General features: G+C 38.3%; 18 protein-coding genes. 6 read left to right on the top strand and 12 right to left on the bottom strand.

Translation table 11 applies throughout. The features are described from left to right. Window positions 1-35 precede the first annotated feature (35 nt). Window positions 36-962, bottom strand: coding sequence for a LysR substrate-binding domain-containing protein (locus KTH84_RS07460; protein WP_202742954.1), 927 nt, complete (start codon window positions 960-962; stop codon window positions 36-38). Window positions 963-1,482: 520 nt separating this feature from the next. Here KTH84_RS07460 and KTH84_RS07455 point away from each other — a divergent pair. Continuing rightward, window positions 1,483-2,412, top strand: a complete 930-nt coding sequence (locus KTH84_RS07455) for a LysR family transcriptional regulator (protein WP_042898024.1) — start codon at window positions 1,483-1,485, stop codon at window positions 2,410-2,412. On the opposite strand, the gene KTH84_RS07450 is transcribed toward KTH84_RS07455, so the two are convergent. The 3 genes from KTH84_RS07450 to iolG form a co-directional block, all read right to left on the bottom strand. Continuing rightward, a complete protein-coding gene (locus KTH84_RS07450; protein ID WP_262472717.1) occupies window positions 2,404-3,384 on the bottom strand; it encodes an LLM class flavin-dependent oxidoreductase in 981 nt (326 codons plus the stop codon). The two genes, KTH84_RS07455 and KTH84_RS07450, sit on opposite strands and share 9 nt — an antisense overlap. Window positions 3,385-3,613: 229 nt before the next feature. Then, a complete protein-coding gene (locus KTH84_RS07445) occupies window positions 3,614-4,870 on the bottom strand; it encodes an MFS transporter (protein WP_262472715.1) in 1,257 nt (418 codons plus the stop codon). Between the two features lie 25 nt (window positions 4,871-4,895). Beyond that, on the bottom strand, window positions 4,896-5,939 hold the full coding sequence (gene iolG, locus KTH84_RS07440; RefSeq protein WP_262472712.1) for an inositol 2-dehydrogenase: 1,044 nt from the start codon (window positions 5,937-5,939) through the stop codon (window positions 4,896-4,898). Window positions 5,940-6,165: 226 nt separating this feature from the next. On the opposite strand from iolG, the gene KTH84_RS07435 reads away from it, so the two are divergent. The 3 genes from KTH84_RS07435 to KTH84_RS07425 all read left to right on the top strand — a co-directional run bounded on the left by KTH84_RS07435 (window position 6,166) and on the right by KTH84_RS07425 (window position 8,880). Further along, the gene (locus KTH84_RS07435; RefSeq protein WP_042898026.1) at window positions 6,166-6,531 is read left to right on the top strand and encodes a nuclear transport factor 2 family protein; all 366 of its coding nucleotides are present in this window, start codon (window positions 6,166-6,168) and stop codon (window positions 6,529-6,531) included. Window positions 6,532-6,542: 11 nt separating this feature from the next. Next, on the top strand, window positions 6,543-7,610 hold the full coding sequence (locus KTH84_RS07430) for a maleylacetate reductase (protein ID WP_262472711.1): 1,068 nt from the start codon (window positions 6,543-6,545) through the stop codon (window positions 7,608-7,610). A gap of 88 nt (window positions 7,611-7,698) precedes the next feature. Further along, entirely contained in the window at window positions 7,699-8,880 is a 1,182-nt protein-coding gene (locus KTH84_RS07425; protein ID WP_262472708.1) for a maltoporin, read from the top strand. Window positions 8,881-8,946: 66 nt separating this feature from the next. On the opposite strand, the gene KTH84_RS07420 is transcribed toward KTH84_RS07425, so the two are convergent. Genes KTH84_RS07420 through KTH84_RS07395 form a run of 6 tightly spaced genes read right to left on the bottom strand, consistent with a single transcriptional unit; the run spans window position 8,947 to window position 13,615 of the window. After that, window positions 8,947-9,750, bottom strand: coding sequence for an SDR family NAD(P)-dependent oxidoreductase (locus tag KTH84_RS07420; protein ID WP_262472706.1), 804 nt, complete (start codon window positions 9,748-9,750; stop codon window positions 8,947-8,949). Window positions 9,751-9,779: 29 nt separating this feature from the next. After that, window positions 9,780-10,145 carry a nuclear transport factor 2 family protein gene (locus tag KTH84_RS07415; protein WP_262472705.1) on the bottom strand — a complete coding sequence of 122 codons (366 nt, stop codon included), beginning with the start codon at window positions 10,143-10,145 and terminating at the stop codon, window positions 9,780-9,782. Between the two features lie 28 nt (window positions 10,146-10,173). Then, the gene (pcaF, locus tag KTH84_RS07410; RefSeq protein ID WP_262472704.1) at window positions 10,174-11,385 is read right to left on the bottom strand and encodes a 3-oxoadipyl-CoA thiolase; all 1,212 of its coding nucleotides are present in this window, start codon (window positions 11,383-11,385) and stop codon (window positions 10,174-10,176) included. A gap of 12 nt (window positions 11,386-11,397) precedes the next feature. Continuing rightward, complete coding sequence (locus tag KTH84_RS07405; RefSeq protein WP_262472702.1) at window positions 11,398-12,051, bottom strand: 3-oxoacid CoA-transferase subunit B; 654 nt, start codon at window positions 12,049-12,051, stop codon at window positions 11,398-11,400. A gap of 18 nt (window positions 12,052-12,069) precedes the next feature. Continuing rightward, window positions 12,070-12,741, bottom strand: a complete 672-nt coding sequence (locus KTH84_RS07400; RefSeq protein ID WP_262472699.1) for a 3-oxoacid CoA-transferase subunit A — start codon at window positions 12,739-12,741, stop codon at window positions 12,070-12,072. A 4-nt stretch (window positions 12,742-12,745) separates the two neighbouring features. Beyond that, on the bottom strand, window positions 12,746-13,615 hold the full coding sequence (locus tag KTH84_RS07395) for an intradiol ring-cleavage dioxygenase (RefSeq protein WP_262472698.1): 870 nt from the start codon (window positions 13,613-13,615) through the stop codon (window positions 12,746-12,748). Window positions 13,616-13,735: 120 nt separating this feature from the next. On the opposite strand from KTH84_RS07395, the gene KTH84_RS07390 reads away from it, so the two are divergent. After that, the gene (locus tag KTH84_RS07390) at window positions 13,736-14,659 is read left to right on the top strand and encodes a LysR family transcriptional regulator (protein ID WP_262472697.1); all 924 of its coding nucleotides are present in this window, start codon (window positions 13,736-13,738) and stop codon (window positions 14,657-14,659) included. A gap of 35 nt (window positions 14,660-14,694) precedes the next feature. On the opposite strand, the gene KTH84_RS07385 is transcribed toward KTH84_RS07390, so the two are convergent. Then, entirely contained in the window at window positions 14,695-15,546 is an 852-nt protein-coding gene (locus tag KTH84_RS07385) for a sugar phosphate isomerase/epimerase family protein (RefSeq protein WP_205468721.1), read from the bottom strand. A gap of 218 nt (window positions 15,547-15,764) precedes the next feature. On the opposite strand from KTH84_RS07385, the gene KTH84_RS07380 reads away from it, so the two are divergent. Further along, complete coding sequence (locus KTH84_RS07380; protein WP_262472692.1) at window positions 15,765-16,844, top strand: Gfo/Idh/MocA family protein; 1,080 nt, start codon at window positions 15,765-15,767, stop codon at window positions 16,842-16,844. A 300-nt stretch (window positions 16,845-17,144) separates the two neighbouring features. On the opposite strand, the gene KTH84_RS07375 is transcribed toward KTH84_RS07380, so the two are convergent. Beyond that, a complete protein-coding gene (locus tag KTH84_RS07375) occupies window positions 17,145-17,996 on the bottom strand; it encodes an SDR family NAD(P)-dependent oxidoreductase (RefSeq protein WP_262472690.1) in 852 nt (283 codons plus the stop codon). Window positions 17,997-18,027 lie beyond the last annotated feature (31 nt).

Below are 18,027 nucleotides of genomic sequence, written 5' to 3'. Positions count from 1 at the left end.
TGATCCCTTTTTAATTTTAATGAATTTATAAAAAGCTAATTTAAGCCTTTCTGCCCGACTTGTCCAGGCAACTGTTCTAATAACCAGCTGCGAAAATGTTTTACACTAGAGGGAACCAGTCCTCGATCCGAAGGTTCTAACATACTAAAATTCGCTTCTGTACGTAATACAGTTTCAACCGGGCGAACAAGAGAACCATTTTCTAAATAATCATCAATTAAAGAGCCCCATGCCAATGCTACTCCCTGACCATTAATTGCAGCTTGGAGCAACATTGGATAGTTATTAATATTGACTCTATTTTTAGGTTTCACCATAGGATAATTGACGGCTTCAAACCATTCAGCCCATGTAATCCAATCCTTTTGAGAGTCATCTAGATAAAGTAATGCTTTGCCAAATATTTCCTCTGGAGGAGTACCATCCTTAAATTGAGCAAGATAATTTGGACTACAAACAGGAAATACTTCCTCTGGGAATAACGTGGTGACTTTCATTCCTACGGGAGGAGTTCGGCAATAAAACAGAGCTAAATCAAAGTCCATTTTCTGTAAGTCTAAAATATTTTCTGTCGTTAATATTCTTAGATCCACCCCTTCGTTATTTTGCTGAAAAGTAGCCACTTTAGGTAATAACCAAAGAGCAGCCATTGCATTTGTAGTTGCAACGGTTATTTGATGTTCACCCTGCCATTTCTTAATTTCAGCCGTTGCTTGAGCAACATCCAATAAAGCACTATAAATCGTTTGGTAATATTGCAATCCCATAGGTGTTAAAGAAATATTTCGATTTGCACGAGTAAAAAGTTCTTTGCCCAGATACTCTTCTAACTGGCGGATTTGGCGGCTTATCGCTCCTTGAGTAACATTTAACTCATTTGCTGCTTGTGTAAAGCTAAGGTGGCGTGCGGCTGCCTCAAACACAATCAAGCTATTCATTGGTGGTAATGGCTTAATCTTCATGGACACTCCTAATTTGTCCCATTTCCGTAGAAACTCTTTTCCATTTCGAGTTCTTTTACCAAGCTATTTACTACGAAATTCAATTTTTGAACATGGCAATATTAAATAAACCATGACTTTTCCTCATGTAGAAGATCTACCTCTACAGTATTGGCATAAATGCCTGTAAAGCCCATAAAATCGCATAAATATATTTTAATAAAAAGTGAGTAAAAGTATTCAATCCATGAGTTTTTCTCATTCCACTTTAATTACTAAATAGACTGTTATTAATGACTACAAGTTATAAAAATTCTTATCCGATAAAGAAAAGCATATTTTTTTATAAAGTAAAACTTTGAGTTTGAAACCCTTTTTAAAATTGCAAACGTCACAAAGACTTGATGTTATATATCAATGTTAATCTTATCAGCCTATATTTGACTGAATATACAAGCTAGTTATTAACCTTAATACATATGAACTGGTACTATAAAACTCTATGGGGAAAACTTCTTTTTAACCATTAAGAGTCAACACTATGTCTAATTTTGTCTCAGTTGAATCTTTAAAAGGGATTACCAATTTTGTTATTACAGCTAAATCCAAAAGCTTCACTGAGGCTGCAGATAAACTTGGAATTACCAAATCAGCTGTAGGCAAAAGTATCGCACGCCTTGAAGAGAGGCTTGGTACTCGTTTATTCCATCGCTCAACAAGAAAACTTAGCTTAACCAGTGATGGAGAAGCCTACTTAGCCAGTTGTCTTTCTGCTCTAGAAATTCTTGATGCAGCTGAAAACAGCCTGAGTAGACGTCAAGATAAGCCTTCTGGTGAAGTAAGAATTGATATGCCGATATCATTTGGTAGAGGTCTTATGATGCCTCTATTAATTGAAGTTGCAAAAAAATATCCAGATCTTCGTTTTACGCTTACTTTCAATGACCGTTTTATTGATCCACTTGAAGAAGGGCTTGATCTTGTCCTGCGTTTAGGTGAACTACAAGATACAGATGAGTTAATTTCTCGATATCTTAGTAGCCAACGTCTTTATTTATGTGCGACCCCAGAATACATAGAAAAATATGGAGAACCTATTTCTCCTGATGATCTAAAAAATCATCATTGTATTATGGGGTATCGGAGAGGCTCCCCTTTAGCTTGGAAGTTACGCTCTCCAACTGGTGATGAGATCAAATATATTTCGCAGAACTCCCATCAGGTGAGTGATGGCGATGCCTTATTACAATCTTGTGTTGGAGGCATGGGAATAGTTCAACTTCCAGAAACTATGGTCAATTCATATCTTGCTAATGGCACTTTAAAACTATTATTAGAAGACTATAGTCCACTGCCTTCGGAACTTCATATTCTCTGGCCGAGGACTAAACATCTCATACCTAAAGTTCGTCTGATTGTTGATGAACTGATCATAAAAGCTACCGAAGGATATTTCGGAACTCTACGTTAAGTTGATGGACTCTGCAGCTAATTGGTACGAACGACAACGTGCAACCGGATCATAAATTCTTGCATCGATCATCAATTCATCAGCACCCGTAAAATTAATGAAATGCTGTAACCAGACACCTACTTCTTCTTTATTACCAATAGCTGTATAGGTGAGTTCAGCTTCCATCGCATGGAGCTGTTCTTTTGATATTTTACTTATATAGTTTTCCACTGGCTTAGGTAATAAACCTGATTGCCCAGAATTACGATTGACTACCCACTGACGATGCGAGCTAGCTAAATACTGTGCTTCCTCATATGTATCTGCTGCAAATACATTAACACCAACCATTACGTAAGGCTTTTCCAAGTAAGTACTTGGTTTAAAGTTTTCTTTATAATGTGATATTGCCTGCTCAAGATAAAAAGGCGCAAAATGTGAAGCAAATGCAAAAGGCAATCCCATTTTGGCCGCCAGATCAGCACCATATAAACCAGAGCCTAATATCCACATAGGTATATTTTGTTTTTCTGGAATTGAACGTACTGGTTGCATTCCATTGTCTAATAAATAATCTTGTAGAGTAACCACGTCATCTTGCAATTCACGAGAAGTTATATTTGTTCCACGAATCGCCTGAACTGTGAGGCTATTTGTACCAGGTGCTCTTCCTAAGCCCAGATCAATCCTATTGGGGAATAATGTATTTAATGTAGCGAATTGCTCAGCAATTATTAGCGGTGAATGGTTGGGCATCATAATGCCACCCGAACCAATTCTTAATGAAGAAGTATGTGAAGCTAAATGACTCATAATAATTGTTGTAGCAGAAGAAGCTATCCCAGGCATATTATGATGTTCAGCAATCCAGAATCGATTATAGCCACACTGCTCGACATGTTTAGCAAGCATAGTAATATCATTTAATGAGTCGGAAAAATTCTTTCCCTCCCCCATCATAACCAGATCAAGTACCGAAATTGCAGTCATAAGAAGGTTCTACAAAATAAAAAAACAACTCTACTATTAAGATAAAAGTTGATAAACAAACCTAAAGTAGACTATCTGTAGAATAAAATTCGCCAATAAATAAATTATTCCCGCAATATATGTTTTTCAATTAACCCACGGAGTCTTATAAAATTGACCTACTTTAAAATTTTATAATTTTTTCAAATAAAAAGAGCACTTATTTAAGTGCCCTTACTATCTATTTTATTTATTTACCTAAGGTAATTATTTGCTTTTTTTGACTTATGCCATACATCCCTATGACTGAGAAACAAATAAGAGGCACAATAAATGCGATGGCTGTACCAAACATATCTGACATATATCCCATAACAACGGGTATTACAGCACCACCAATTAACATCATTACTAAAATTGAACCTGCTAATTTTGTCTTAGTTCCTAAGTTTCTTACTCCCATAGCAAAGATAGTTGGATACATGGTCGACATAAATAAGTAGATTGAAACAACGGCGAATATAGAAATCATTTCTGTACCAGTCATTGCAATACCACACAAGATAATGCTCATTAGGCAATTAAAGACCATCAATTTGCGTGCATCAATAAATCTCATTATTAATGAACCACCGAAACGCCCAATCATATAAGCTAGCATTCCAATAGATAAAATATAGGCAGCTTTTTGAGTAGTTAAACCTTGCCAATGATCAAGTGCGAAATTAATAAAGAATGCACCAATCGCAAAATAAGCACCTACATAACAGAATTGTGCAAGTAATGCCCCTCGGAAACTACCAACTTTAAATAATTGAAGGTTAGAAGTAGGACTACTTTGCGTTTCATCTTTTTGGTATTCAATTACAGGAAGTTTTGCTTTTACAAAAACTAGTAATAAGATGAAAACAACAATTGCTAAAACTACATATGTTAATGAAGTTGGCTCCAGTTCAATTCCCAAGAAATGACCAGCAGGAGCAAAGAATACTGCCCCACCAACGATTGGTCCAAAAAAGCCCCCCAAACCATTAAACCCTTGGGCTAAAGTCAGACGTTGAGCAGCAGTAGAAGGATCACCAAGTTCTGCTGCATATAAATTTGCCCCAACCTCCAAACATGCCAGACCACAAGCTAAAACAAAAATAGCTGATAGAAATGCACTAAAAGTTCCAATATATCCAGCAGGTAGAAATAATAGAGCGCCAAGTGCAAATAAAGCCAAACCTACGATTACGCCAGCTTTATATCCGAAACGCTGCATAAACATACCGATTGGCAGAGCAATCAAAAAGTATGCGCTAAAATAAGCAGTTTGAATAAATGCTGATTCACCATGTGAAATATGCAATAGATCTTGAAAATGTTTATTTAGAACATCTAAAAGACTATGTGAGAACCCCCACATAAAAAATAAGCTTGTTACAAGATAGAAAGCAATTTTTGTTGAAACGACTTTCTTCTCCTCTTTCACGATTTGTGAAAAAGTTCTGATATCTGTATCCATGATTAAAATCCTTTTTTAATGCCGATTAGGCAACAGTTAGTCCAACATTACTGTTATTAATTTCTTCCCTTAAATCGTTGATTTTAACTACTTGTCCCGTCCGTACTGCTTCTTCTGCACAGAGAGCTATATGTAAAGCCATGAGACCGTCAAAAGGTGTTGTACAGAATGAATGATTGTTAGTTACCGCATCAATAAACTTATCTAATTCGATTTTGTATGAAAGAGCATGCCGTTCAAGAAAGAAGTTAAGTAAGGGTTCTTGCGCTTGTGTATAAGTTGAAGAATATCGTTGTAGGCTATTTTCTTTGTGATTTTCAGTTCTAAGCATTCCTTTAGAACCTAACACCTCTAGACGTTGATCAAAACCATATACGGCCTCGCGTGAACCATTAATCACACATTGTTTTCCAGATTTAGTTTTCAGAAGAACCATAACTGAATCATAATCACCAAACTCTTCAATAGTCGGATCAACTAAACGGCTTGCGATTGCTTGAACTTGAACTGGCTCTTCTCCTAATAGAAATCTAGCCATATCAAAGTCGTGAATAGTCATATCTTTTAGAATGCCACCTGAACTCTTCAAATACTCTCTAGAAGGAAGTCCTGGATCTCGACTGGTAATAATAATTTGGCGAATATCACCAATTTCATTCGCATTAATGGCATTTTTTACCGCTATTGTGTCTGGATCAAATCGACGGTTAAATGCCAACATCACTTGGCCTTTATATTTTTCAACTTCTTTTACTGCATCTAGTGCGAGTTGAAATTCTTTATCAATCGGTTTTTCACACAATACTGGTTTTCCAAGACGAACTGCATGCAACATTAAAGAAACATGGAACTCTGTTGGTGTACCAATTAAGATTGCATCAACATCATCTCTTTCAATAGCTTTGAAATAATCATATTCAGTACTGCAGTTTAATTCTTTCGCTAACTGATCAGTCCCTTCTATCCATGGATCCGCAACTACCTTTAAAGTACAGTTTGGATTCTGATGGACATTTTGAGCATGTATTTTGCCAATACGGCCAACACCTAATACTGCGAAGTTAATCATTTTCATCATCCTTTGATTATTGAAACATCACTGCTTACATTCATCATAGGAACCTGCATGATTAAGTTAAATAGAAACAATCAAAAAACAGTATTTCTATTTTGAAATAATCTTTCGAAATACCATTTATTCTTTCATCTATGAAAATATATTTTTCCTTATCGTTATTTTTTAAATTATAAATATCTTTAGGATTGAACTATCTTTCTAGAAAAATATAGATGCTATGGACAATATTTTAATCCAAAACTTAGAGAATGAACGCTTTCAATCAATCGTTGAAAAGCGTTATGAAGATTTCGCTAAACTCGCTCACCCTGAAATGACGTATACCCATACAAGTGGGATTACCGACACTAAAGAAACTTATTTAGAAAAGTTATTCGGCGGTTATTACGACTACAAGTGGATTAAGCATCCAATTAATAAAATTAAGATTATTGGTAACTTAGCTCTTGTATTTGGAGAAATGCACTCAGAACTTAGAGCAGGAAACTCAGAAAAGAATCTTAAAAATAAATCGTTAGCTGTCTGGATTAAAGAAAATGATAGTTGGCTATTTTATGCATATCAACCTACTCCATTACCGTAAGGATTACCCATATGAAAAATAAATTTATCTATGATGTTCCACAAAGTCGTGTAATTTTTGGAGCAGGTTCAATTCAATATCTTCAACGAGAAATTGATCTTTTAGGCGCAAAAAAGGCTTTGGTACTTTGTACTCCAGAACAAGTTGAATTAGCTGAAAAGATTTCTTCTATCTTAGGTGAGAACTCTGTTGGAGTTTTTGCAAAAGCAGTGATGCATGTACCTGTGGAATCTGCAAAAGAAGCACGGGATGTAGCTCAGAAACTAGGAGCGGATTGCGCAATAGCTGTAGGTGGTGGCTCTACTACAGGCTTAGGTAAAGCCATTGCACTAGAATATGACCTCCCTATTTTAGCAATTCCAACAACTTATGCCGGTTCAGAAATGACTCCTGTATATGGCATAACTGAAAATGGGATTAAAAAAACGGGCAAAGATCCAAGAGTACTACCGAAAACTGTAATCTATGATCCTGAATTAACCTTAAGCTTACCATTAGAAATGTCTATTACTAGTGGTATCAACGCTATTGCACATGCGGCTGAAGGACTGTATGCCCAAAATGGCAATCCTATTATGTCATTGTTAGCAGAAGAAGGAATTCGTGCTTTAGCTGAAGGATTAAAGAAATTAAAAAATGATTCACTAGATATTGAAGCACGTAGCCTATGTCTTTATGGCGCTTGGCTGTGCGGATATGTCCTTGGTAATGTAGGAATGGCAATACATCATAAGCTTTGCCATACATTAGGTGGAAGTTTCAATTTGCCTCATGCCCCTACTCATACTGTAGTTCTTCCTCATGCAATCGCTTATAACGAAGAATCTGCTCCAGAGGCAATGAATCGAATTAAAAGAGCTTTGGGAGCGAATGATAGTACTGCCGCTAACGCATTATTCGAATTAATTAAAACTTTAGAAGGCCCACTTTCACTAAAAGATTTAGGTCTCACCGAACCAGATCTAGATAAAGCCACAGAAATCGCTTTAGCAAATCCTTATTGGAATCCTAAGCCTATTGAAAAGAATGCAATTCGTACATTGCTGCAAAATGCCTATGAAGGAAATCCTCCCAACTAACGTTTAACTAAGTTTAGAACCAAAAACCTACCTCCATTTTTATATCTTAAATGGAGGTAGCCAAACTCACCCATAAAAAGGACTTTTTATGAAAAATATCAAATGGATATTAGGAACATTTACACTTATTTCTAGCCAAGCAAGTATGGCCCTTGAAACCCATGGATATCTCAGAACAGGAATTGGTTCCTCTGATAATGGTAATACACAAGAATGCTTTCAATTAACAGGAGCCCCTTCTAAATACCGCTTGGGAAATGAATGTGAACAATATGGCGAAATTTTTGCAAAACAAAAACTGATTACATTAAGTGATCAATCAAGAATAAGTATCAATGGAATGCTGCAAGCATACAATCCATATGGGCAATCCCTCACCTTTAATAATGATAATGGCTTTACACGGCTTAATCAGGCTTATTTAGAATGGGAAAATATTTCTTTTTTGAATGGCGGTAATATTTGGGCTGGTCGTCGCTACTATAATCGTAATGATAGCCATATGACTGATTTTTATTATTGGAATCAAAGTGGTACTGGTTTCGGAATTGACAAATATAAACTTAAAGACTTTTCTTTAAGTTATGTCTTCTCTCGAAAAGATAATGTCTTCCAAAAAGAATATGCTAATCGACATGATCTAACAATTGGTGATATCAAGATTACCCCTTCTAATACATTAAATGTAGGGCTTTCTGTCATAGATGCTGAACAAAATGGATGGGCGCTAACACTACAAGATACAACTACTCATATATTAAATGGCAAAAATACTTTTGTATTACAATATGGGGAAGGACCAGGAACTGGACTGAGCTATACCGGTAAGACTGATTTAGATAAAAGCAATAATGCCTTTCGAGTAATGGATATTTTGGATTGGGAGTCAGATAACCAGCTATTTAACGGTCAGGCGCAATTGGTCTACCAAAAGAATAAATTTGATCACCAAGATGATGTGGATTGGTTATCAGTGGGATCTAGAGCTTCTTATATATTTCATGATCATTTCAAAATTTCGGCAGAGGTTGGTTATGATGAAATCAAAGAAGGTAATGAAACACGTAATCTTACCAAAATTACCTTTGCACCAACTTGGTCTTTTAATGGCACTAAATATTATGATCGTCCAGAATTAAGAGTCTATTATACGTATGCTTTGTGGAATGATGCTGAACAAAAAACTCGTGATGTTTTAAATCCATATGGAGAATTTGTGCATCAATCAAACGGTTCTAATTTTGGGGTTCAGTTAGAATATTGGTGGTAACCCATTTGTTTATTAATTAATTCAAAATAAAGGCCAACTTTAAGTTGGCCTTTATTTTATTGAGTATTAAATAATAGATCTAATACTACCTCCATCAACACCCCACACACTTGAGGTCACAAAAGAGGCATATTCTGAAGATAAGAATATAATCACGTTAGCGACTTCCTCAGGAGTGCCTAATCTCTCAAGAGGAAGGTGACGATTTCTCATTTCGAACTCAACAGCTTCCTGTGGGGGGAGTTTATGAATAGTGCTTAATGTATCAGCGAATCCCCCCGGCTTTGTCCAAAACGGAGTCCATATAGGGCCAGGAGCTACAGCATTAATTCTAATTTTAGGCCCTTCACTTCTTGCTAGACCTTTTGTTAAAGCCAATACAGCTGCTTTAGAAGCAGAATAGTCTATAGGACATGCTTCAGGTTGACGTGCAAGATCAGAAGCATTGTTAATAATTACACCTTTTTCTTGTGCTCTCATTACCGGCAAAATTTTACGACACGTGCGAACATAACTCATGAAGTTTAAGTTCATGGTATTTTCCCAATCTTGATCAGTTAAATCATCAAATAACCGAACAGCTCCAGATCCAACATTGTTAACTAAGACATCAACTCTGTTGTTAGCTAACATAATGACATCATCTAAAATACGATTAGTTTGTTCAGAGCTGGTTAAATCACATTGGAAAATTTCTATTTTTCCTTCAAAATCCTGAACCTCATTTTTAATTTGCTGTAGCCCATCCAAATCAAAATCTATGAGAAAAACATTCGCTTTCAATTTGATAAATAGGTGAGCTGTTGCTTTACCAATGCCCTGTGCAGCACCAGTAATAACAACATTCTGGTCTTTGAAACAAATATCCATTTTCTAGTTTCCTTAACAATATATAAATTTTATGCTTTTGATGTAGGTTGAAAGGCATAAAATTTCCAAGAGGTTTGATCTTTAATCCATATACTTAGAGTTTTATTATCGAGCTGCTTAGGAATACTGTTGATTAATAACTCAGCTTGCATCTCACCAAATACAAATGCACAATCATTAAAAAACTCAATCTTATCAATTGGATGCTTTATCCATTGATATTGATAAAAATTTGTCTCACACTTCTGAATATAACTATCCAAGTTGTCTGAAGCACCATTACTATGCATGTAATGAAGACTTGAATGGCATAAATTCCGAAAAGTTAAGTAGTCTTTGTTTAAGATCGCTTGGAAACGTTGATTCTCTAAATCTCTAATTAAATCCTCATCCATAAACTTCCCCCTCCTTATATGAATTTCTTCAAACTTTCTCGATAATCAAAGCAATACCTAGCCCCACACCAATACACATTGAACACAAGGCATAACGACCACCTGTTTGCTCAAGCTGATTTAAGGCTGTGGTGACTAGGCGTGCACCTGAAGCGCCAAGTGGATGACCCAAAGCAATTGCACCGCCATTTGGATTTACCTTGGCAGAATCATCAGGTAAACCTAAATCACGAGTCACTGCCAAAGCCTGTGCCGCAAAAGCTTCATTCAGCTCAATCACATCCATTTGTTCTAATGTCAGGTTGGCTTGTTTAAGAAGCTTCTTGATTGCAGGTGCTGGAGCAAATCCCATAATGCGAGGTTCTACACCCACAGCTGTTGAAGCAATGATCTTGCCACGTGGTTTTAGGTTATAAGTTTGAACTGCATCATCAGAAGCAATCAGTAAAGCTGCTGCACCATCGTTAATACCCGAAGCATTACCCGCAGTGACTGTGCCATCTGCTTTAACAACAGGTTTAAGTTTGCTTAAAGCTTCAAGGGTCGTTGATGCACGTGGGTGTTCATCGGTATCAATCACAACAGCATCCCCCTTACGCTGAGGGATTTCAACTGCCACGATTTCTTTAGAAAAAAAGCCTTTGGCTTGCGCGCTTGCGGTGCGTTGTTGGCTCGCCAAGGCAAACTGGTCCTGATCTGCACGATTAACATTAAACTGTTCAGCTACGTTTTCGGCAGTCTGGGGCATGGTGTCTACACCATACAATTCTTTAAGTTTTGGGTTAATGAAACGCCAGCCCATGGTGGTGTCTTCAATCTTCTGGCTACGGCCAAAGGCACTGTCTGACTTGCCCATCACATAAGGTGCACGGCTCATACTCTCTACACCACCTGCAATCACCAAGTTCGCTTCACCCGCTTTAATGGCACGGGCAGCAATGGCAATCGCATCGAGTGATGAACCACAGAGACGGTTAATGGTGGTTGCTGGCACCTGATACGGTAAACATGCAAGTAAAGCTGACATACGGCCGACATTACGGTTGTCTTCACCGGCTTGGTTAGCACAGCCATAGATCACATCATCGACCTGTTCCCAATCTACATTCGGGTTACGCTGGATTAAAGCTTTAATCGGCACAGCACCAAGGTCATCAGCACGGACAGGCGCAAGGCCACCGGCATAACGGCCGAATGGAGTACGAATGGCATCGATGATATAAGCGTTTTTTAAAGTCATTTCCCTACGTCCTTATCCTTTTGTCGCATCAATCAAAGTTGCACCAGTTAAAGCCTGTAACTCTTCAAAGCTAAGACCTTCCACTTTCTCAATCACCTTTAAACCATCCTTCGTGACATCAATCACACAAAGGTCGGTGTAAATACGGTCAACACAACGTTTACCAGTTACTGGATAGCTCAGCTCAGCCACAATCTTCGGTTCACCTTGCTTAGTTACATGGTCTGTGGTGATAAATACTTTCTTGGCACCCACAGCCAAATCCATCGCACCACCAACAGCAGGAATCGCATCCGGAACACCGGTGTGCCAGTTGGCCAAGTCACCATTCGCTGCAACCTGAAACGCACCAAGCACTGCAATATCAAGGTGACCACCACGCATCATGGCAAACGAATCACCATGGTGGAAAAAGCTGCCGCCTTCGAGCATAGTCACAAACTCTTTACCTGCATTAATCAGTTCAGGGTCTTCTTCACCTGCCGCTGGCGGTGGGCCAAAAGCCAATAGGCCATTCTCAGAATGAAGGAAAATATCTTTATCGTTAGGTAGGTAGCTCGCAATCTTAGTTGGTAAACCAATACCCAAGTTTACATAGGCGCCATCTGGAATGTCTTGTGCCACACGTTTTGCAATCTGGTCACGGCTGAGTTTCTGGTAGCTCATGTTATTTCTCCTTATTGCTTACTGTGCAGGTGCGACTTGTACAACATGCTGTACAAAAATGCCTGGGGTGATGATGTGCTCCGGATCTAATCCACCGAGTTCCACTACTTCAGAGACCTGAACAATAGTGACATCCGCAGCCATGGCCATGATCGGACCAAAGTTACGTGCAGATTTACGGTAAACCAGATTGCCCCAGCGGTCGCCCTTGTAAGCTTTAATCAAGGCAAAGTCAGCCTTGATCGGATATTCAAGTACGTAATCTTTCCCGTCAATCTGGCGGGTTTCTTTGCCTTCAGCCAAAAGTGTTCCAAAGCCTGTTGGGGTAAACACGGCACCTAATCCCATACCCGCTGCCTGAATACGACACGCTAGATTACCTTGTGGCACCACTTCAAGCTCAACCTTTCCAGCACGGTACAGCTCATCAAACACATAAGAGTCTGACTGCCGTGGGAAAGAACAGATGACTTTTTTAACTGAACCGGCTTTAAGCAATTTCGCCAAGCCATAATCGCCATTACCGGCATTGTTGCTGACAATAGTTAAATCTTTAACACCCAGTTCAATAAGACCGTCAATGAGTTCAGCGGGTTGTCCTGCGGTACCAAAACCACCAATCAGGATGGTGGCACCATCTTTAATCTGGGTTAATGCACTTTCTATAGATGTACTAATCTTATTAATCATATACTTAGTTAACCTTTTGTTTATTCAGAACAAAGTCAAAGTTCAATGTATAAAAAGGCGAGTATTGGAAATTGCCATTTGGATCTAAGCCTTCTTCATGGCGAACCCATTTTGCAATTAATGAGGAACGAACACCGAAGACGGCATCTGAATCTAAATATTCACCATCTTCTTTAAAAACATGAGTTACCAAACGTTCATAATTAGGTGCGCTAATCATGAAATGAAGATGAGCAGGTCTCCATGGATGGCGATTGAGTGCTTCAAGCATTTTTCCAACAGGCCCATCATGTGGAATTGGATAAGCTTCGGGAACAATAGTTTGGAAATAATAATGGCCTTGGTTATCAGCTTTTAAAACAGCTCGTCCTTGATATGCCTGTAAATTTTCTTTTTGAACATCATAGTAGCCATCATCGTCTGCCTGCCAAACTTCTATTTCTGCATTTGGTATGGGTTCGCCGTCTATTCCACGGATGTTCCCACTTACAAACCAAGGAGTACCCTTAACTCCTTCGCTAATATTCGTACCAAGTTCTAATTGGGGAGCATTCTGGACATGGAATGGACCAAAAACAGTAGCTTCAGTACACCCTAAAGGCTTTTTATGATTTTGAGCTATTACTAAAGTTGACAGTCCCAATGTGTCTGAAAGAAGAATGAATTCTTGACGAGTAGGACTACAAATTTGCCCCACCTCTGTTAAAAATTTAATTCCCATTTCCCACTCTTCTTCAGTTAAATGAACTTCTCTGGCAAAGGAATGTAAATGTTTCACTAAGGAATGCATAATATCTACAAGGCGTTCATTAGATGATGTAGAGTTCCTTTCTATTACCGCTTGAGTAATAGTTCTCTCATCCAGATTCTTCATAAATTTTCCTTTTAATAAAAATATTCCCATTGAATTCATGCTAATCTGATCGAAAATGAAATAAAACTTCACAATAGAAAATCTTTATTTCATTTCAGGAATAATGAAGGATGAGGAAGTATGGATAGACTGACTAGCATGGAATTATTTGTCGCTGTAGCTGAGCTTGGCACGATGAATAAAGCAGCTGAAAAATTAGAAATTTCAAATGCTGCTGCAAGTCGCCATTTAACTGCACTGGAAAATCGCCTGAATGTAAGATTAATTGAGCGCAGTACTAGACGACTAGCTTTAACCCCAATCGGAATAGAATATTATAAAAAATGTAAGTGTTTTCTGGCCCAACTCGATCAAAGTGAATCAGAAATTACATCTGCCGCACTAGAACCAGAAGGTACCGTAACGATTACCTCATCTATTTCTTTTGCAATGATGCACATAACGCCGTTATTACCGGAGTTCAATAAGCTATATCCCAAAATTAAAATTAATATTATTGGGGCAAATCGCTATCATGACATTATCGATAGTAATATTGATTTAGCTATACGTACTCGAGAGTTTGAACCAGACTCCAACTTAACTATTAAGAAATTAGCTACAACCCATAGAATTTTAGCTGCCTCATATGATTACATTAAGAAGAAAGGAAAGCCTAAAACTATTGAAGAATTAAAAGATCACGATATTTTGCTGTACAGTCATGCAAATAATCCACGTGTTCTTAATTTTTCAAAAGATGGGCAAAACTGCGAGTTTGTTACTGACCCAATACTAGAAACCAATGATGGGCAAATTGTAAGAGCTGCTGCATTGAACGGCGTAGGAATATTAATACAACCGTTATATATTATTTATCAAGATATTGTTGAGGGACGTCTAATTCCAATTTTAAATGATTGGCAGCTTCCAGAACTTACTGTGAATATCGCCTTTCAAAGCCGTCAATTTATGCCTCTTAAAAATCGTTTATTTATCGACTTCCTTGTGAAAGATTTCAAAGAAAAAGAATACGAACGTTATTGGAATATATATTCAAAATAAAAGGGAGCATGTGCTCCCTTTTTTAATATTAAGAATTAAAAGAAACGAATCGTTTTATCAAAAGACTCTTTGGCCATTTGTTCTAATGGCAACTTACGGAATGCTTCAGATAAAATTTCAACGCCCCATGGACCTTCATAACCAGTCTTTTTTACTTCAGTGATAAAGCGATTAATATCTAATACCCCTTCACCAGGTAATCTTCTTCGGCTAATCGTATCCATCCATAAAGGTTCTACTGCATATTTATCGGCATCATCTAACTCAATACCTTTAATAAATTTCACTGGAACTTTTGAAATTTCACTGAAATCAACATTACCGCGAGCCAAATGCCAAATATCTAACATTAAGCCGGCATTATCACGGTCTGCTCCTTGAACAATGCCTAGAGCTGTATCAATTGTTCTAACATTACTAAATGGCATGATTTCTAGCATAAGAGAAGTATTATTAGCCTTAGCTCCATCTGCAAGTTCTGCAAACTTTTCAGCCATTAATGGAATATCTGCGGTATCTTCCCCAACGCCTGGTGCAACTTTAATGGCATGCAATCCAACTTCAGAAGCGACCTCAAACATCTCATCACGCATTTTATGAGATAGTCTTAATTTTTCACCAGTTTTATACCAGTCTGTTAAGAATTCAACTTCAAAATGTTTAATACCATTTGCATCTAAAATACGTCTAATTTCTTTATATCCATATCGGTCCACGGTAGCCATCAAATCAGGATGGACTAAGCCTAAACCCTTATAACCAGCCTCTGCAGCAGCTTCAACTCGATCCTTAAATGAAAAAGGACTAATTTCTGTTGGACCAAATGGGTACACATCGCCAGAAATCGTAAAATAAGCCGCTATTAGATCTATATTCTGATTACTCATCATATTTCCTTTATTACAGTATCAGTTGCATTAAGCACAACTTACCATTCCATTTATTGATGTAAAACTATAAAAGATTAAAACACTTTTTCATTTTTAGACATAATTGAGACAATCTATTATTTCATTTTAGAAATAATCCTTTCCTTAAATGAACTTTAATATCAAATAATTAAAATATATTTTTAATAGGGATATTGATAACAAGGAATGATGCAATGAATGATGTACAGAACAAATTAAAAGTAGGATTACTAGGGATTACACATCCCCATGCCTCAGGCCGTGTTAAAGCCCTCCAACGTCGAGCAGACATTGAAATTATTGGGGCAGCGGATCATAGTGAATTACTACAACCTTTCTGTACTGCAATGAATCTTAATACTCGTACAAAGGAAGAAATATTAAATGATCCTGAAATCGACATAATATTTGTCCATTCTAAAAGCTATGAAATGGCTGATTTAACGATCGAAGCTTTAAAAAAAGGTAAAGCTGTATTAGTAGAAAAGCCAGCAGGTCGTGGTGTTGAAGACACTCAACGGATTGTTGAAGCAGTTCAAGAAAATAATGGTCTTGTTCAAGTAGGATATTGCTGGAGATTTGCACCTTCAATCAACGCTATGCAAGATTGTTTAAAACAAGAAAAAATCGGGAAAGTCTTGCAAGTTCGAGCTCATGCCGGCTGTTCCCATAATGAAGCAGAAACGGCGCATATGAGACAATCTGGAGATCTCGGTGGCGCATTCTTCGTTATTGGATGCCATCTATTTGATCGAGTGCTTTATCATTTTGGAATGCCCAAATCAGTAAATGCTCGTATTACAAAGTTTAATGGATTCAAGGGAGATGAATCACGTGAAGATGCTGCCGGGGCAATTCTCAACTATGACGATAAAATCGTAGTGGTAGATTTTATGTCTTGGGATGTTTTACCCTGGACCGAAAGTTGGGACATGACTGCCTATGGTACTGAGGGCATTATGTCATCACGCTCCCTGCCTTCCTCTTATAAACTGTATCAAACAGGAAAAATTGACGGGACAATGCAGGGTTGGACAGAATGGCATGAGACCAGTTTTCCAGAAATCTGGGCTACTAAGAAAACAGAATATTCTCCAGATATAGCAGAAATTGGTAATCCAATTTATTTTGATAGAGAACTAGATGCCTTCTTAGATTCATTTAAGAATGAAAAGCCATCGCAAGTGCCAGCCGAACAAGCTCATAATATTTCAATCTTATTAGCTGCATTATTTAAATCAGCAGAAATTAATGGAACTGAAGTCCTTATTTAAAATTCTAACATGCTACTTAATAGCTTATTGAGACTATCAACAGATTCTAATTCTCGTATAAGTAGAGAAGTAAGCTTCTCTACTTAAATTTGTATAACTTGAGAACTTTTATTTATTCTTTTCTGCTCATCCTAATACTATTTACAACATCGGTATCAACAGAAATGAAGGCTTAGCTGTGCACTGGTACACTTTTATTCAGCTTCTCCAGTGCACTTCAGTAGTAAGTAGTACATTTTTACACTGTAATCTAGAGCTCTACAGGACTGATTCACGATAATAAGACATCCCGAGCGAAGATCAGCGTGGACTATGTTGTTGAATGAGCTTCGCGAACTTTCGCAGACCGATCGCATCTGCAATAGAGGGCGACACGGCGTTCGAAACTGTGAGCATTTTGAGCAACCATCCTCCCATGACATGGACCTGACGTCGTTGACGGATGGTGGTAAGTATTTCGCGCGCGACTACTTCTGGTTCACAGAGGTCGACGCCCATCTTACGCCACATTTCGAAATATGGTGACTCTGATTCCGTGTTAGACGGTACAGGTCCGAAGAACGAAAGCACTACGTTGGTACCAGCAAGTTCGCGATTGACGCCCTGAACGTAACTTGCCAGCGCACCGCGAGTCGCCACATAGGCGCTCATGAATGGTAACGCTACACGCCCATCCATAGCGCCGCCAAGATGTACTATCACTCCACCAGCAGCTTGCTTTCGCAATATCGGCAGGAAAGCTTGGGTCACGAAGATCGGCCCCTTCACATTGATCGCCATCAGCGCATCTACGTCGGCTGTAGTGTAGTCTTCAATAGGTTTGCGCGGCGAGATTCCTGCGAGGTTCACTATTGCATCGATCCGCCCAAGGTGATCGAAAGCAGCAGCAGCCAACTTCTCAAGACTAGCCGGATCAGTAACATCTGCACGCAAATAAATCGCCGAACCATCACTCCGGCCAGTCAACGCTGTAGCATCGTTCTCACTCCGTGCCGCGAGCACAATCCGAAAACCCTCAGCCACGAGGAGTTTGGCCAGAGCGTTACCAAGCCCTCCAGTGGCTCCGATGAGAACGGCGGTGGGAGCATCCGTGCCCTGTTTTGCGGCAATGCTTTCGGTACTCACAGGGTTCTTTACTTTAAATTTCATCATCTCATTTTCCTTTTGGTTTGTATTAGTACCT

Origin of the sequence: Acinetobacter sp. WU_MDCI_Abxb74, from assembly GCF_025513915.1 — a bacterium.
Taxonomy (GTDB): Bacteria; Pseudomonadota; Gammaproteobacteria; order Pseudomonadales; family Moraxellaceae; genus Acinetobacter; species Acinetobacter calcoaceticus_C.
This window is presented reverse-complemented; position numbering and strand designations above follow the sequence as displayed.

Excerpts from the sequence above, each read along its gene's own strand:
- KTH84_RS07375 (WP_262472690.1), bottom strand. The coding sequence starts at position 17,996 with ATGATGAAATTTAAAGTAAAGAACCCTGTGAGTACCGAAAGCATTGCC.
- KTH84_RS07450 (WP_262472717.1), bottom strand. The coding sequence starts at position 3,384 with ATGACTGCAATTTCGGTACTTGATCTGGTTATGATGGGGGAGGGAAAG.
- KTH84_RS07455 (WP_042898024.1), top strand. The coding sequence starts at position 1,483 with ATGTCTAATTTTGTCTCAGTTGAATCTTTAAAAGGGATTACCAATTTT.
- KTH84_RS07425 (WP_262472708.1), top strand. The coding sequence starts at position 7,699 with ATGAAAAATATCAAATGGATATTAGGAACATTTACACTTATTTCTAGC.
- KTH84_RS07415 (WP_262472705.1), bottom strand. The coding sequence starts at position 10,145 with ATGGATGAGGATTTAATTAGAGATTTAGAGAATCAACGTTTCCAAGCG.
- KTH84_RS07405 (WP_262472702.1), bottom strand. The coding sequence starts at position 12,051 with ATGAGCTACCAGAAACTCAGCCGTGACCAGATTGCAAAACGTGTGGCA.
- KTH84_RS07380 (WP_262472692.1), top strand. The coding sequence starts at position 15,765 with ATGAATGATGTACAGAACAAATTAAAAGTAGGATTACTAGGGATTACA.
- KTH84_RS07400 (WP_262472699.1), bottom strand. The coding sequence starts at position 12,741 with ATGATTAATAAGATTAGTACATCTATAGAAAGTGCATTAACCCAGATT.
- KTH84_RS07395 (WP_262472698.1), bottom strand. The coding sequence starts at position 13,615 with ATGAAGAATCTGGATGAGAGAACTATTACTCAAGCGGTAATAGAAAGG.
- KTH84_RS07435 (WP_042898026.1), top strand. The coding sequence starts at position 6,166 with ATGGACAATATTTTAATCCAAAACTTAGAGAATGAACGCTTTCAATCA.
- KTH84_RS07385 (WP_205468721.1), bottom strand. The coding sequence starts at position 15,546 with ATGAGTAATCAGAATATAGATCTAATAGCGGCTTATTTTACGATTTCT.
- pcaF (WP_262472704.1), bottom strand. The coding sequence starts at position 11,385 with ATGACTTTAAAAAACGCTTATATCATCGATGCCATTCGTACTCCATTC.
- KTH84_RS07430 (WP_262472711.1), top strand. The coding sequence starts at position 6,543 with ATGAAAAATAAATTTATCTATGATGTTCCACAAAGTCGTGTAATTTTT.
- KTH84_RS07420 (WP_262472706.1), bottom strand. The coding sequence starts at position 9,750 with ATGGATATTTGTTTCAAAGACCAGAATGTTGTTATTACTGGTGCTGCA.
- KTH84_RS07445 (WP_262472715.1), bottom strand. The coding sequence starts at position 4,870 with ATGGATACAGATATCAGAACTTTTTCACAAATCGTGAAAGAGGAGAAG.
- KTH84_RS07460 (WP_202742954.1), bottom strand. The coding sequence starts at position 962 with ATGAAGATTAAGCCATTACCACCAATGAATAGCTTGATTGTGTTTGAG.
- iolG (WP_262472712.1), bottom strand. The coding sequence starts at position 5,939 with ATGATTAACTTCGCAGTATTAGGTGTTGGCCGTATTGGCAAAATACAT.
- KTH84_RS07390 (WP_262472697.1), top strand. The coding sequence starts at position 13,736 with ATGGATAGACTGACTAGCATGGAATTATTTGTCGCTGTAGCTGAGCTT.